Origin of the sequence: Psychrosphaera aquimarina (assembly GCF_032461525.1) — a bacterium.
Lineage (GTDB): Bacteria > Pseudomonadota > Gammaproteobacteria > Enterobacterales > Alteromonadaceae > Psychrosphaera > Psychrosphaera aquimarina.
This window is the reverse complement of record NZ_JAWCUA010000010.1, coordinates 249,476-262,846: the sequence shown is the minus strand read 5'-3', so window position 1 is coordinate 262,846 and position 13,371 is coordinate 249,476. Positions and strand designations below refer to the sequence as shown.

The following is a 13,371-nucleotide window of genomic DNA, read 5'->3' as shown; positions in this document are numbered from 1 at the left end:
AATAAACTAACAAATAATACTAGCTTTAGACAATTGAATGTTTTTAGAGATATAAGGCGTTTAAAATCGGAGAAATAACAGTTCATAGCAGGAATAATTACCTTTTAAAAAACGAACGCCCGTTATATACGGGCGTTTATACACTGAGAAAGGCATGATAACGAAATTAACTAAGGTTCGATAACCTTTTTATCTTCGTTTGTGTCTATCGCTTCTTTTTTATCATCAACGGCTTTCAATTGTTGTTGGTGATCTGCAATAAGCGCATTTATTCGAGTTTGAGTCATTTGATTAGCCGATGGTCTATTTTTCACACCATCAGAAGCTAAACTAACAGGAGCTACACCACTAACAAGAGGCGTTGTTTGTGCAACTGGAGCATTATATTGGCTATTTTTTTGCGGTATATTACTAACACCAACAATAGTTACTAATGCGACCGATGCAGCAATAGCAAACTGTGCACTATTACGGCCAGTTGAACTCTGACTAAACTGTTTAAGTTTTGAAGCTACTTTTGAACGCCAATTAACGTGCGAACTAATATCAACAACCGATGAATCTTCGGTAACGACTTCTTGTTCAACATTAGCAATCGCGGCTTGAATACCCGCAGCAAAACTACCATTAGTTTCTAATAACTGCTCATTTCTAAGCACATCACCAATTAAACTATAACGGCTAAAAGCTTCAACGTTCTCAGTTGTATCAACGGTTTGCTGTAATGTGTTGTCTAATTCTGATTGATTAACTTCATCGTCCAACAATGCTGAAATAGATTCTAAATGTTTGTTCGTCATAAAATGACTGACTCCCAGTGTATTACCATGTTTAAAACAAAAATAATTATGAATAAGTTAACATCAAATAATAGTGATTGTTAATTCATCAATTTTTTTACTTATTCTCTATCAAAGGCTGCAATTTCAGATCTATTGCGTCCCTAGCTCTAAAAATTCTAGATCGAACCGTTCCTATCGGACATCCCATAGCGATGGAGATTTCCTCATAACTCATGCCATCTATCTCTCTGAGTTGAATTGCGACTTTAAGTTCATCAGGTAAACTCTCAATCGTATCAAAAATGACATGTTTAATTTCTTCAGTTAACGCTAAACTTTCAGGTGATGCATTTTCACGTAACGCTTCACTTGTTTCATAATATTCGGTTTCTTCTGCATCGACATCTACTGTGTATGGTCTACGACCTCTCGCCATCAAATAGTTTTTAGCGCTGTTTACTGCAATTCTATATAACCAAGTATAAAACGCAGCTTCACCTCTAAATCCAGGCAGTGCAGTGTATGCTTTAATGAATGCATCCTGTGCTACATCCTGAACATCTCCATTATTTCCTAAATAACGAGATACAAGACTAATGATTTTATTCTGATATTTGCGGACTAATAAATCAAATGCCGCTTTATCCCCTGCTTGAGCTTTTCTTACTAAGCCTAAATCTTTTTTCTGCTCGCTCATTCGAGCTACTACTCCCAGATTTAATATTGGTATAAAGTACTAACCATCTTAATTATACCGTCTTTGCAGGTATTCTAATTGGAAATAAATACATATCAAATAATTATTAATTACTGCTTTGTACAAGGAATTAATTAAAAAGTTGTTGTACTATTCCCTTCTGTTGACACTATGACTTAGCAATAGTGAAAAAGTTCTTATTTATTTTGTTTTTTTATGAAATTAAGTTAAGCAGCCTATTTTTCATACATATTAACAAGTTCGAATACCAATGAATTGATTACTAAGAAAAAAATAATTAATTCAGATCTCATAGGTTTTTTTAATGCAAGATAACACTCAACATCAAACAGATTGTCTAATCATAGGTAGCGGTGCCGCTGGTTTAACATTAGCGTTAAGTATTGCTGATCAGGTTAAAGTTATTATTGTAAGTAAATCGGCATTAAAAGAAGGATCTACCTTATATGCTCAAGGCGGTATTGCGGCCGTTTTTGACGAAAACGACAGTATCGAATCACATGTTCAAGATACCTTAATAGCAGGTGCTAATTTGTGTGATGAAGCTGCAGTTATTTTTACCGCTAGCAATGCTAAAGCATCAATGAAATGGTTAATTGAACAAGGCGTTCCATTTGATCAAATTCAAGGGAGCGATGGTTCAAAACGTTATCACCTTACTCGTGAAGGCGGCCACAGCCATCGAAGAATATTGCATGCTGCTGATGCCACAGGCAAAGCAGTACAAACGACATTATTAGATAAAGTTAAGTCTCATCCAAATATACAGCTATTTGAAAGGTATAACGCGTTAGATTTAGTAACGGGTGCAAAATTAAACTTAGATGATAATAAAATACATGGCGCTTATATTTGGAATAGAAACCTTGAACGAGTAGAAAGTATTTCCGCCAAATTTGTTGCTTTAGCCACTGGCGGTGCAAGTAAAGTTTATCAATATACTTCAAACCCAGATATAGCAAGTGGTGACGGTATTGCAATGGCTTGGCGTGCAGGTTGCCAAGTTGCCAATATGGAGTTTAATCAGTTCCACCCAACAAGTTTATATCATCAAAAAGCACAAAATTTTCTTATTAGTGAAGCAATGCGAGGTGAAGGTGCCTTTTTAAGACGTCCTGATGGCAGTCGCTTTATGCAAGACTTTGATGAGCGAAAAGAATTAGCCCCTCGAGATATAGTCGCTAGAGCAATTGATTTTGAAATGAAACGTTTAGGTGCCGACTGTATGTACTTAGACATTACTCATAAAGACCCACAATTTGTAATTGAACACTTTCCCACGATATATGCCCGTTGTTTGCAAGTTGGATTAGACATAACCAAAGAACAAATTCCAGTTGTGCCTGCTGCGCATTATACCTGTGGAGGTGTCATCACTGATTTGACCGGTAAAACCAATAAAGACAATTTATTTGCCATAGGTGAAGTTGCATACACCGGCCTTCATGGTGCTAATAGAATGGCCAGTAACAGCTTACTGGAATGTATTGTGTTTGCTCATGGAGCAGCCCAATCTATATTGTCTAATTTAAACAACAGCCCAGAATTAACTGAAATTCCATTATGGGATGATAGTAAAGTAACCACCTTAGAAGAAGATGTCATTATCAGCCATACATGGCATGAGCTTAGATTAATAATGTGGGATTACGTTGGCATTGTTCGTTCAAATCGTCGTTTGCATAAAGCATTAAAACGTATAGATTTAATTAAGAGTGAGGTGAACGAATTTTATGCTACCTTTAAGGTTAGTAACAATTTATTAGAGTTGAGAAATTTAGCGTTAGTTGCTGAATTGATTGTCAGAAGTGCTTTAGAACGTAAAGAAAGCCGAGGGTTACATTATAATCAGGATTATCCTGATACCTTGCCTCATTCAACACCTACTGTACTGACACCTTAATTATTGCTTAATAATGTATACATATTTCGGTTACTGGCTCTTAATTGTTTTTATTATTCGCCGTAACCGTCTTTTAGATTCGTCGTTTAATTGATCTGCAAATATCACTTTCCAATATGTATTCTGACTAACAGGGTTAATAATCTTTAGATAAAAACAAAAGGGCCAAAAATAACTAATAGGCAACAACTGACCTGATATTGCTCTTTTCACCCATTCTATTTGTCCAGCTTCTGACAAATGAAACACTTCTTCATCATCCGTTTGGTTTAATACATTTTGTTTGTAAACATAAAAGACAAAAAGCAGGAATAACACGGTGTAAGTCGATTTTATAATACTAGGAATAAAATAAGGCCAATGATATATCGCCAAACAATACCAACATACAAAAACGACATGTTGGTATTGTCTGTAACGGGAGTGAGGGTCTACTTTGATCCTGTAACTAGCAACTAAGTCATCCATTACCTAATAGTAGTACAAATCCGAGTGTGCTATTAATTGATTATTATTCTTTTAATACCATATCAATACACATGACTGCTGCCAGAATAAGTTTACGTATTGGGTGTTCTGCCGGTACTTCAGGGTTAATTTCTAATACATAGTTATCTGCGCTAGTAAACATTTCTGCGCCAAGTCCGCCCCATTTTTTAGTGACATGAGCAAGTGTCGTCTCGCCATCTTTGAAATAAAAATCCCAACCAACCCAGTTACCTTCCAACGAACATAATACTTGTTCGTTTTGATCTAGGACATCAAACTTTCCGCCAATCGAAAATAGTTTTTGTGCAAAGCCACCCAGCAATTCATTATTATGATCTCTCACTTCTACTTTAGATAAAAAGATAGAAATGCCTCTTTGAATGCGGATCAGACGTTGTTCATCTGATGTTCTAATTTGCACATCAAACGGCGTCATGCGTTTATAATCAGTAAACCTTAATAATTTAGTAAAAAAGCCTAAATTAGGCTCGCGGCACTCCATGATTATTTCGCCAGATTCAGGATCATAAATATCGTAATTATTGGCAGCTTTGAATATCCCAACATGCTCTTTAATCAAGTATAGGTTTTTATTAATTACATCTGTCATGTTTCATCCTAATTGAATCTATAAATAAATTTGTTCTTATTAAGGTGTTGAGCAATGTATAACTAAGTCCTTTGATAAACAACAATAAAGTTGTTAGCTGGCATAGTTTCAACTTGTAATAAACTTAACTGGCCATTGCTCCAATTTGGTATATCTTCAAGGTCTTGCATACCGCCGTAACCTTCACTAAAAAGCCATTGATCAAAGTCTCGATTCGACTCAGATGTGTATTCACCTTTTTGTTTAAAAGGGCCATAAAAAACCAACTTTTGACCTTGATTCATCGATTCTACTAATTGTTTGATTAAATGTTTGGCCAACGCTTCACTAATGATGTGCAAAACATTAGCGGAATATATCAGCTCAAACTCAGAGGCGGTAATCGTATCTTGGCCAATATGGAATGAGAATGGTTTCAAATAATTAGTGAGTCCTTGTTTCTGACTGACTTCATACCATTGCATCGTTAGGGGTAACTTACTTTTTATTTCAGTTGGCTGCCAAACTAGCTCAGGCATATGCTGGCAAAAATGAATACCATGTTGTCCTGGTCCAGAGCCTATCTCAATGACTTTACCTTTTAGAAGGTTTAAATTCTTCAAAACGTTCAAGATATATTGTTTATTATTATCAGCTGCAGGATTTCTGGCTAAGTGGGCAAAAGGATCAATCATACTAAGGTCCATAATTTTGGTTCTATATCTTAATTTTAATTCAACAAAAAGGCCAGTTGATGCATCAACTAGCCTTTATCGATCACTCAATAGTTAAATTGGAACAGTTACAAGTTTGGACCTAACCACATTTCGGCAGTTCGTTCATCCCAACCTTTTAGGTCGGCATAAGTTTGAGCTTGTTCTTTATCTATTTTGCTAACCGCAAAATATTTAGAATCAGGATGTGAGAAGTACCAACCAGATACAGAAGCGCCTGGCCACATTGCGTAACTTTCTGTTAGTGTCATACCAATACGTTTATCGACATCTAACAATTGCCACAATTTAGACTTTTCAGTATGTTCAGGGCATGCAGGGTAACCCGGTGCAGGACGTATACCTTGATATTTTTCGCGAATTAAGTCGTCATTTTCTAACGTTTCATCCGCAGCATATCCCCAATATTCTTTACGGACTTGCTGATGTAAATATTCAGCTAACGCTTCTGCTAGTCTATCAGCGATGGTTTTAACCATAATATTGTTGTAATCATCATGCTCAGCTAAAAATTTCTCAGCCAATTCATCAGCACCAAATCCAGCAGTAACGGCAAAGGCACCTATATAGTCTTCAACACCTGACTCTTTTGTTGCAACAAAATCACTTAAACAATAATTAGGTGACGAGTTTCTGGTTTTTAACTGTTGTCTTAATTGATGCAAAACCAACTGAGTTTGTTGATTGTTCTCATTCGAGTAAACCTCAATTGACTCATCGGTGCTGTTAGCTGGGAATAAACCAAATACAGCTTTAGCTGTGAGCTCTCCCGACTTTTCAAAGCGGTCTAACATTTGGTTCGCATCATCAAATACTTTTTGTGCCTGCTCACCAACAACTTCATGTTTTAGAATTGATGGGTATTTACCATGTAATTGCCAAGTTAAAAAGTATGGCGTCCAGTCGATATATTCACGCAAAGTGGCGATTGATACATTATGCCATTCGTGAATACCTAACTTTTTCGGTTTTGGAGGCTGATAAGTATCCCAGTCCACTTTGAATTTGTTCGCTCGAGCTTGTTCAAAACTAATGTATTGGGTGTTATCTCGTTTACGATGATGTTGTATCACCACACGTTCATAGTCTTTTTCAAGTTGCTGTAAAAACGGCGCTCTTAGTTCTTTACTCAACAAGTTAGATACCACTGATACAGAGCGACTCGCATTAGGTACATAAACCACTGGGTGTTCATAATGTTCGTTAATTTTAACCGCGGTATGCGCTTTTGACGTTGTCGCACCGCCAATCAATAAGGGCAAATCTAACCCTTGACGTGTTAATTCTTTTGCAACATGCACCATCTCATCAAGTGATGGCGTAATTAACCCAGATAAGCCTATGATATCGACTTTTTCCGCAATAGCGGTATCTATGATTTTTTGACAAGGCACCATAACGCCTAAGTCTATTACTTCGTAGTTATTACATTGTAAAACCACACCAACTATGTTTTTACCAATGTCGTGTACATCACCTTTTACGGTTGCCATTAGTACTTTTCCGTTAGTACTACCCTCTTCTTTTTCTTCTTCGATATAGGGGTTTAAATAGGCAACAGCTTGTTTCATAACCCGAGCTGATTTCACCACTTGAGGTAAAAACATTTTTCCTTCACCAAACAAGTCACCTACGATATTCATGCCATCCATTAATGGCCCTTCAATCACTTGTAGAGGTTTATCAAAATGCAATCGACACTCTTCTGTGTCCTCTTCAATAAACTGGGTAATACCTTTCACTAAAGCATGTTCTAAACGTTTAGTTACTTCCCATCCTCGCCACTCTTGTGTTTCTGCTTCTACCTGAACACCGTCACCACGATATTTAGGTGCTAAATCGAGTAAACGCTCAGTAGCATCATCACGGCGGTTTAATATTACATCTTCCACCGCGTCACGCAGTTCAAGTGGGATATCATCATAAACCGCTAATTGGCCAGCATTAACAATAGCCATATCCATCCCGGCACGAACCGCATAATACAAAAAGACGGAATGCATGGCTTCACGAACCGGGTTATTACCTCGAAAAGAGAAAGATACGTTGGATAAACCGCCTGAAATTTTGGCGTGTGGTAAATGTTCCTTTATGTCCTTAATAGCATCAATAAAAGCAACCGCGTAATTATTATGCTCTTCTATACCCGTTGCGACGGCAAATATATTAGGATCAAAGATAATATCTTGTGGTGGGAAACCTATGCCATCAACTAATAATTCATAAGCACGTTTACAGATTCTAAACTTTTCTTCTCTGGTTTCAGCCTGCCCATCTTGGTCAAATGCCATAACGACGACAGCGGCACCATAACGTTTTAATTTTTTCGCATGTGCTAGAAAAGGTTCTTCCCCTTCCTTCATCGAAATAGAATTAACGATTGCTTTACCTTGTACGCATTTAAGTCCAGCTTCTATCACTTCCCACTTAGAGGAATCCAACATAATTGGCACTCTAGCGATGTCAGGTTCTGATGCAATTAACTTACAAAACTTCTCCATAGCAGCGACAGAGTCCAACATGGCTTCATCCATATTGATATCGATAACTTGCGCGCCATTTTCAACTTGTTGACGAGCCACGTCTAACGCCGCTTCATAATCCCCATTTAGGATCAATCGTTTAAACATAGCTGAACCGGTTACATTGGTTCGCTCCCCTACGTTTATAAATCTGCTAACTGATTTTGTTGTCATAATTTTTTGTTTCCACACTCAGTAAGTTAAGGAACTTCACTTACTAATGATATTTATAAATTAAACGCTTCAAGTCCGGAAAGGCGCATCAAGGCGCTTTTTTCTTTAGGTGCACGTGGAATATTACCTTCAACGGCTTTTAACATAGCCGTAATATGCTCCGGCGTGGTACCGCAGCACCCTCCGACAATATTCATTAATTGGCTACTTGACCATTCAGCAATATGTTCAGCCATTTCACCAGACTCTAAATCATATTCTCCAAACTCATTAGGTAACCCTGCATTAGGGTGTACCGACACAAAACATTCACAAATAGAAGATAAGGTATCAACATATTGGCGCAGTTGGTCTGGCCCTAATGCACAATTTAAACCGACGGATAATGGATTAACATGACAGATAGAATTATAAAAAGCTTCTGTTGTTTGACCTGATAATGTACGACCAGAGGCATCGGTAATAGTACCTGAAATCATAATTGGCAGACGTTGCCCTGCTTGCTCAAACGCTTCTTCAATAGCATATAATGCAGCTTTCGAGTTTAACGTATCAAAAATAGTTTCGACTAAAATAATATCTGAACCTCCCGCCATTAAAGCAAGTGTAGCGGTAATGTAGTCTTCGACTAATTCGTCAAATGTGATATTTCTAAAACCTGGATCATTAACATCTGGAGAGATAGATAACGTCTTTGATGTTGGCCCTAATACGCCAGCTACAAACCTTGGTTTATCTGGCGTTGCAACTTCATCACACGCTTCTCGTGCTAATTTAGCTGCAGCAAAATTAATTTCCTCTGCAAGTGATTGCATCTCATAATCGGCCATTGAAGTTTTAGTCGCATTAAAACTATTGGTTTCTATTATGTCAGCGCCAGCCTTTAGGTATTGAAGATGGATGTTTTTAATGATGTCTGGTTGTGTCAAAACTAACAGATCATTATTACCTTTAATTGCGGTATGCCAATCCGCGAATCGAGTTCCACGATAGTCTTCTTCTTCCAAACCACATTGTTGGATCATGGTTCCCATTGCACCATCTAAAATCAAGGTTTTTTTATTCAACAATTCGGTTAATAGCTGGGTTTGATCTGGGCGTATACTGCCTTTGTTACTCATTTTAATTTCCTGCGCTGTATTGACTATTCGGCAAAATTATCTGTTCTGATGTTTTCACTTACTTGGCTAAGGTTATAAGGTGTCGTTTGATAAACGTAATAATTTAACCAGTTGCTAAATAATAAATATCCATGAGCTTGCCACAACTTTTGTGGTGCAAGTTTAGGATCATTATCAGGGTAATAATTGACGGGGATATCAGGGTTTAAATCTGCATCGACATCCCTAGTATACTCATCATGCAAAGTTAACCTGTCATATTCAGGATGACCAGTAATAAACACCCTAGTGCCTGATTTATTCTGCATTAAATACGCACCAACTTCATTCGAACCTGAAATAGTAATTAAGTCAGCTTCTTTATTTAATTTATTGATAGGTACTTCACCATAACGAGAATGCGGTACATAAAAAATATCATCAAAACCACGCATTATTGGCGCTTTAGATTCCCATTTTGTATGTTTGTATACCCCACTTAATTTAGTATCACGGATATCATGTTTAATTCCGTAATGATAATAAATGGCAGCATGAGCAGCCCAGCATAAAAATAAAGTAGAAGTGACATGTCGGTCTGCCCAGTCCAATACTTCCTTTAATTGTGGCCAGTAAGTTATATCTTCGTAATCTTTTAGTCCTAAAGGCGCGCCTGTGATGATCAACCCATCGTAGTTCTTATCTTTTATGTCGCTAAAGTATCGATAAAAATTGTCTAAATGAGCTTCGGATGTGGTTTTAGTTTGATGCTCTAACCTAACGAGCTCAATATCAATTTGCAACGGACTATTGGATAACAATCTCACCAGTTGAACTTCAGTAGTTATTTTATCAGGCATCAAATTGAGTACCGCCACCTGCATTGGACGAATATCTTGTGTGTCCGCTCTGTGCGCTGGCATTACATAAATATTTTCCTGCTTAAGAGCATCAATAGCAGGTAATTTATCCGGTACTCTAATAGGCATGAATATGACTCGTTGGAATAAAATTGATTTATATGCAGATTACGTAATTTTGAAATAATGTCAACATCTAGATGTTTAGACGTCCATAATTGAAGAGTAAAAAAAACGGTGAGTTTTCTCACCGATATTTATCTATATTCACCTTATCTAATCGTACCTTTACCAGTTAAGATCTCAATAATGACCATAGGCGCAGCTAACAATACATAAAACAAAGTGATTGTTTTTTCGTGTGTATGTCCAACTCGGAAAATTTTAGCGACACAAAAAGCAATGCAACACCAAATTATATAACCGACAGACATCATAATTATTGAGTCCATATCTTCCCTTAACAAAATAGATTTCAATTAAGTTTAGTACATATTTTGTACTTAACTATTTGGTTTTTTGCTTTCTTTATGAGTAAGATGGATAAACAGGGATTGTTAAATATACTAATTCGAAATTTATATTTATTGCAATAAAGTCGCTATATTTATAAATACAGTGAATACATTAGTGCCACATAAGATACTTAAAATAATCTAGCTAAATTTCACTTCCAACAACAAGTGAAACTAAATTTAAAAGTAGTGTTTACTATCCATTAGTACTATATTAAGCAAAGAGTGTTTATTTAAAACGCTTGTTTTAATTTTAACTTTTTACACACATTGATCACGGAAATATTGAATGTATTTTTATGCCGCTCGCCAACCTATTTTGGATGCTGAGAAAAATTTATTTGCTTATGAATTGCTATTCAGAGACGGCGTTGACAATGTATTTCCGGGAATAGATGAAGACGAAGCAACTACTCGTATAATCGAAGGATCACAGTTCAATTTAGGGTTAGCCCATTTAACGGGAAACAAACCAGCTTTTATTAATTTCACTTTAGACACCATCCTTAAAAATTACCCAGCCATGTTACCGCCAGAGACACTCGTAGTTGAAATACTTGAAACGGTTACCCCAGGTAAAAAGTTATTAGCTTCTGTAATCGAGTTAAAAAAACAAGGTTATGTTATTGCGTTAGATGATTACGAGCATAAACCAGTGTGGCGACACTTTTTCCCTTACGTAGATATAATTAAAATTGATCTTAGAGCTATGTCTTTTGAAGAAGTTGAACAGGTAATGACTGAATTGGCCGAGTTCAAACATATTAATTATTTAGCAGAAAAAGTAGAAACATTAGCCGAGTTTAATCAATGTAAAAAAATGGGATTTAAATACTTCCAAGGTTACTTTTTCTCAAAACCTGAAATGGTTAAAACTAAGACGTTATCCCCGAGTCAATTAACCCTTTCGGAATTATTAGCAGAAACATCTTCAACTGATATCGATTTACCTAAAGTCACCCAAATATTTGAACGAGATATCAACCTTTCCTATAAGTTATTGCGCTACAGTAATTCTGCAACATTTAAACGACGAGCTGACATCTCAACCATAAAACAAGCTATAGTCGCATTAGGAAAATATGAACTTAAAAAGTTTTTATCTTTATTATTTACGGCGTCAGTCAGTGATGAAAAACCACAAGAGTTGTTACGACTTGCTATGGTTAGAGCGCGTTTTTGTGAAAACTTAGCTGAAATTAATGAAGACGGTGATGCTAGCATGGCCTTTTTAACCGGCATGTTATCTTTAATTGACGCTATTTTAGATGAAGATATTGCTACGGTTATGGAGCAACTCCCACTTTCACTCGAAATAAAAGAAGCTCTGGTAAACAAAAAAGGAAAATTAGCGACATATTTACAATTGGCGATGACTTACGAGAGAGGTTTATGGGAACAAGAATCAGCATTAGAGACATCGTTAAAGTTATCTGACGAACAAGTACCTGCTATATATGCAAACGCTATTGACTGGTCTAATGAACAAATCTCGTCAATTAATAGTTAACCCCGTGCAATAAAAAAAGGACCTGAGTCCTTTTTTAGTTTCGATATCCATATGTTCAACGTTTATTCTACTATTAGGTAAGGTGACAACTTTTGCACCAACTTATTACCAATTCCCTTCACATTAACTAACTGATCTAACGAGGTTAATTTTCCATTTTCATTAATATAATTAACGATTGCTTCCGCTTTTTTTGCCTAAACCTTTAATCTGAGTTAATTGTTCAACATCGGCGTTATTAATGTTTAACTTCGTCTCAACAACCACAGCGTCGGACTTAAGATTTACTTGAAGTGGAGTTATCGCCAAAGCTGAATTTGGAAATAGGCTCAACAAAGTAAAAATAGTAACTATAAATGCCATCTTATTCATTTCTCTTTCCTTATATTGTAAATTACCCAATAAAGGTATAAGTCAACTTTATAAGTTTGGCAAATTTATATTATTACTTATTTAAAATCGCTTCTAAGACTTGTTTAACCGTTTCTCCAATTTTCGCAAAAAAGACTCTTCGATGGCTCGTTTTTCGCCAAACTAAACTTAATGTTCGACTGGCAGTTTTATCTTCCATTTCTTCACTAGATAATGAACTATTGACTAATAAACCTGATTTTATCGCTAATTGTGGAAGATAGGTTTCACCAAAATGACCTTCAACCATCGCCAGCAATGTATTTAAACTACTCGCTTGAAACGGGTGTATATTGTCCGTTTCTGTAAGCCTACAACCTTTAATCGTGTGATCAGATAAACAATGTTCTTTTTCTAATAAATACACATTTTCATTCACTCGATCAGGATGAAAAACTTTAACAAAAGGGTCTTGGCACAACTCAAACTCGACAAATTCATTGGTTTCGTAAGGTGTTGCCATTAAAACTAAATCCAACCGGCCTTCTCGCAGTAAACTTAAACAGTTCTCCGTCGTATCTTCTCGTAAGAACAATTCCAAGTTAGGATATTCGAGTGCACACTTTTTAATTAATGGAGACAAAACAAATGGGGCTATTGTCGGTATTACACCAACCTGCAAAGGTCCTGAGAACTCATTCCCTTCAGCGCTTGAAGTTGCGACAAGATCCGCGCTCTGCTCTAAGATCATCCTCGCTTTATTGACCACATCCACACCCAAAGGTGTAAATACAAATGTTTTGTGATCTCTTTCTATTAATTGGGAATCTAATTGTTCTTCAAGAGCTTGGATTGCACTGCTTAAAGTTGATTGAGAAACAAAGCACTTTTTAGCCGCTTGACCAAAATGGCCAGTATCAAATAAAGCAACTAAGTACTTCAACTGCTGTAATTTAGGTAACTTCATTATTATCCCTAGTTATATAAATCAGAATATTATGATTATTTTCAACTTACGTTGTATTTTATTTGTACTTATCTGTCTATTTTTTAACAAATTGTTAACTTATCGCACTTTATGTTCAACTTAACGCATTAGCCAACAAAATTTCTATTTATAAATT

At 36.3% G+C, this 13,371-nt stretch carries 14 protein-coding genes; 2 read left to right on the top strand and 12 right to left on the bottom strand.

What is annotated here, in order from left to right:
- Positions 1–170 precede the first annotated feature (170 nt).
- A complete protein-coding gene (locus tag RT723_RS13080; protein ID WP_315947501.1) occupies positions 171–800 on the bottom strand; it encodes a sigma-E factor negative regulatory protein in 630 nt (209 codons plus the stop codon).
- A gap of 97 nt (positions 801–897) precedes the next feature.
- A complete protein-coding gene (rpoE, locus tag RT723_RS13075; RefSeq protein WP_216056261.1) occupies positions 898–1,479 on the bottom strand; it encodes an RNA polymerase sigma factor RpoE in 582 nt (193 codons plus the stop codon).
- Positions 1,480–1,804: 325 nt separating this feature from the next.
- Here rpoE and nadB point away from each other — a divergent pair, with 325 nt between their 5' ends.
- A complete protein-coding gene (nadB, locus tag RT723_RS13070) occupies positions 1,805–3,403 on the top strand; it encodes an L-aspartate oxidase (protein ID WP_315947500.1) in 1,599 nt (532 codons plus the stop codon).
- A 30-nt stretch (positions 3,404–3,433) separates the two neighbouring features.
- Here the strand turns inward: nadB and RT723_RS13065 are convergent, their stop codons facing one another.
- The 7 genes from RT723_RS13065 to RT723_RS13035 form a co-directional block, all read right to left on the bottom strand.
- Positions 3,434–3,871 carry a protein YgfX gene (locus RT723_RS13065; protein WP_315947499.1) on the bottom strand — a complete coding sequence of 146 codons (438 nt, stop codon included), beginning with the start codon at positions 3,869–3,871 and terminating at the stop codon, positions 3,434–3,436.
- A gap of 43 nt (positions 3,872–3,914) precedes the next feature.
- A complete protein-coding gene (locus RT723_RS13060) occupies positions 3,915–4,502 on the bottom strand; it encodes an LURP-one-related/scramblase family protein (RefSeq protein WP_315947498.1) in 588 nt (195 codons plus the stop codon).
- Positions 4,503–4,564: 62 nt separating this feature from the next.
- Positions 4,565–5,176, bottom strand: coding sequence for a DUF938 domain-containing protein (locus RT723_RS13055; RefSeq protein ID WP_315947496.1), 612 nt, complete (start codon positions 5,174–5,176; stop codon positions 4,565–4,567).
- A 107-nt stretch (positions 5,177–5,283) separates the two neighbouring features.
- Positions 5,284–7,911 carry a methionine synthase gene (metH, locus tag RT723_RS13050; protein ID WP_315947495.1) on the bottom strand — a complete coding sequence of 876 codons (2,628 nt, stop codon included), beginning with the start codon at positions 7,909–7,911 and terminating at the stop codon, positions 5,284–5,286.
- Between the two features lie 53 nt (positions 7,912–7,964).
- Positions 7,965–9,032, bottom strand: coding sequence for a homocysteine S-methyltransferase family protein (locus tag RT723_RS13045; RefSeq protein ID WP_315947494.1), 1,068 nt, complete (start codon positions 9,030–9,032; stop codon positions 7,965–7,967).
- Positions 9,033–9,055: 23 nt separating this feature from the next.
- On the bottom strand, positions 9,056–10,000 hold the full coding sequence (locus tag RT723_RS13040) for a homoserine O-succinyltransferase (protein WP_315947493.1): 945 nt from the start codon (positions 9,998–10,000) through the stop codon (positions 9,056–9,058).
- Between the two features lie 143 nt (positions 10,001–10,143).
- Positions 10,144–10,323, bottom strand: coding sequence for a hypothetical protein (locus tag RT723_RS13035; protein ID WP_315947492.1), 180 nt, complete (start codon positions 10,321–10,323; stop codon positions 10,144–10,146).
- A gap of 352 nt (positions 10,324–10,675) precedes the next feature.
- On the opposite strand from RT723_RS13035, the gene RT723_RS13030 reads away from it, so the two are divergent.
- Positions 10,676–11,896: an EAL and HDOD domain-containing protein gene (locus RT723_RS13030; RefSeq protein ID WP_315947491.1), complete on the top strand. Its 1,221-nt coding sequence runs from the start codon at positions 10,676–10,678 to the stop codon at positions 11,894–11,896.
- 62 nt (positions 11,897–11,958) lie between these two features.
- Here the strand turns inward: RT723_RS13030 and RT723_RS18185 are convergent, their stop codons facing one another.
- The 3 genes from RT723_RS18185 to RT723_RS13020 all read right to left on the bottom strand — a co-directional run bounded on the left by RT723_RS18185 (position 11,959) and on the right by RT723_RS13020 (position 13,214).
- Positions 11,959–12,063 (bottom strand): ComEA family DNA-binding protein, encoded by a 105-nt coding sequence (locus RT723_RS18185; RefSeq protein WP_428983708.1) that lies wholly within the window; start codon positions 12,061–12,063, stop codon positions 11,959–11,961.
- Positions 12,064–12,067: 4 nt separating this feature from the next.
- Positions 12,068–12,268 carry a ComEA family DNA-binding protein gene (locus RT723_RS13025; RefSeq protein WP_315947490.1) on the bottom strand — a complete coding sequence of 67 codons (201 nt, stop codon included), beginning with the start codon at positions 12,266–12,268 and terminating at the stop codon, positions 12,068–12,070.
- Between the two features lie 73 nt (positions 12,269–12,341).
- Positions 12,342–13,214 (bottom strand): hydrogen peroxide-inducible genes activator, encoded by an 873-nt coding sequence (locus RT723_RS13020; protein ID WP_216056270.1) that lies wholly within the window; start codon positions 13,212–13,214, stop codon positions 12,342–12,344.
- Positions 13,215–13,371 lie beyond the last annotated feature (157 nt).

What these genes read in the sequence shown, in the direction of transcription:
- RT723_RS13080 (WP_315947501.1), bottom strand. Translation starts at nt 800, where the DNA reads ATGACGAACAAACATTTAGAATCTATTTCAGCATTGTTGGACGATGAA.
- rpoE (WP_216056261.1), bottom strand. Translation starts at nt 1,479, where the DNA reads ATGAGCGAGCAGAAAAAAGATTTAGGCTTAGTAAGAAAAGCTCAAGCA.
- nadB (WP_315947500.1), top strand. Translation starts at nt 1,805, where the DNA reads ATGCAAGATAACACTCAACATCAAACAGATTGTCTAATCATAGGTAGC.
- RT723_RS13065 (WP_315947499.1), bottom strand. Translation starts at nt 3,871, where the DNA reads ATGGATGACTTAGTTGCTAGTTACAGGATCAAAGTAGACCCTCACTCC.
- RT723_RS13060 (WP_315947498.1), bottom strand. Translation starts at nt 4,502, where the DNA reads ATGACAGATGTAATTAATAAAAACCTATACTTGATTAAAGAGCATGTT.
- RT723_RS13055 (WP_315947496.1), bottom strand. Translation starts at nt 5,176, where the DNA reads ATGATTGATCCTTTTGCCCACTTAGCCAGAAATCCTGCAGCTGATAAT.
- metH (WP_315947495.1), bottom strand. Translation starts at nt 7,911, where the DNA reads ATGACAACAAAATCAGTTAGCAGATTTATAAACGTAGGGGAGCGAACC.
- RT723_RS13045 (WP_315947494.1), bottom strand. Translation starts at nt 9,032, where the DNA reads ATGAGTAACAAAGGCAGTATACGCCCAGATCAAACCCAGCTATTAACC.
- RT723_RS13040 (WP_315947493.1), bottom strand. Translation starts at nt 10,000, where the DNA reads ATGCCTATTAGAGTACCGGATAAATTACCTGCTATTGATGCTCTTAAG.
- RT723_RS13035 (WP_315947492.1), bottom strand. Translation starts at nt 10,323, where the DNA reads ATGGACTCAATAATTATGATGTCTGTCGGTTATATAATTTGGTGTTGC.
- RT723_RS13030 (WP_315947491.1), top strand. Translation starts at nt 10,676, where the DNA reads ATGTATTTTTATGCCGCTCGCCAACCTATTTTGGATGCTGAGAAAAAT.
- RT723_RS13025 (WP_315947490.1), bottom strand. Translation starts at nt 12,268, where the DNA reads ATGAATAAGATGGCATTTATAGTTACTATTTTTACTTTGTTGAGCCTA.
- RT723_RS13020 (WP_216056270.1), bottom strand. Translation starts at nt 13,214, where the DNA reads ATGAAGTTACCTAAATTACAGCAGTTGAAGTACTTAGTTGCTTTATTT.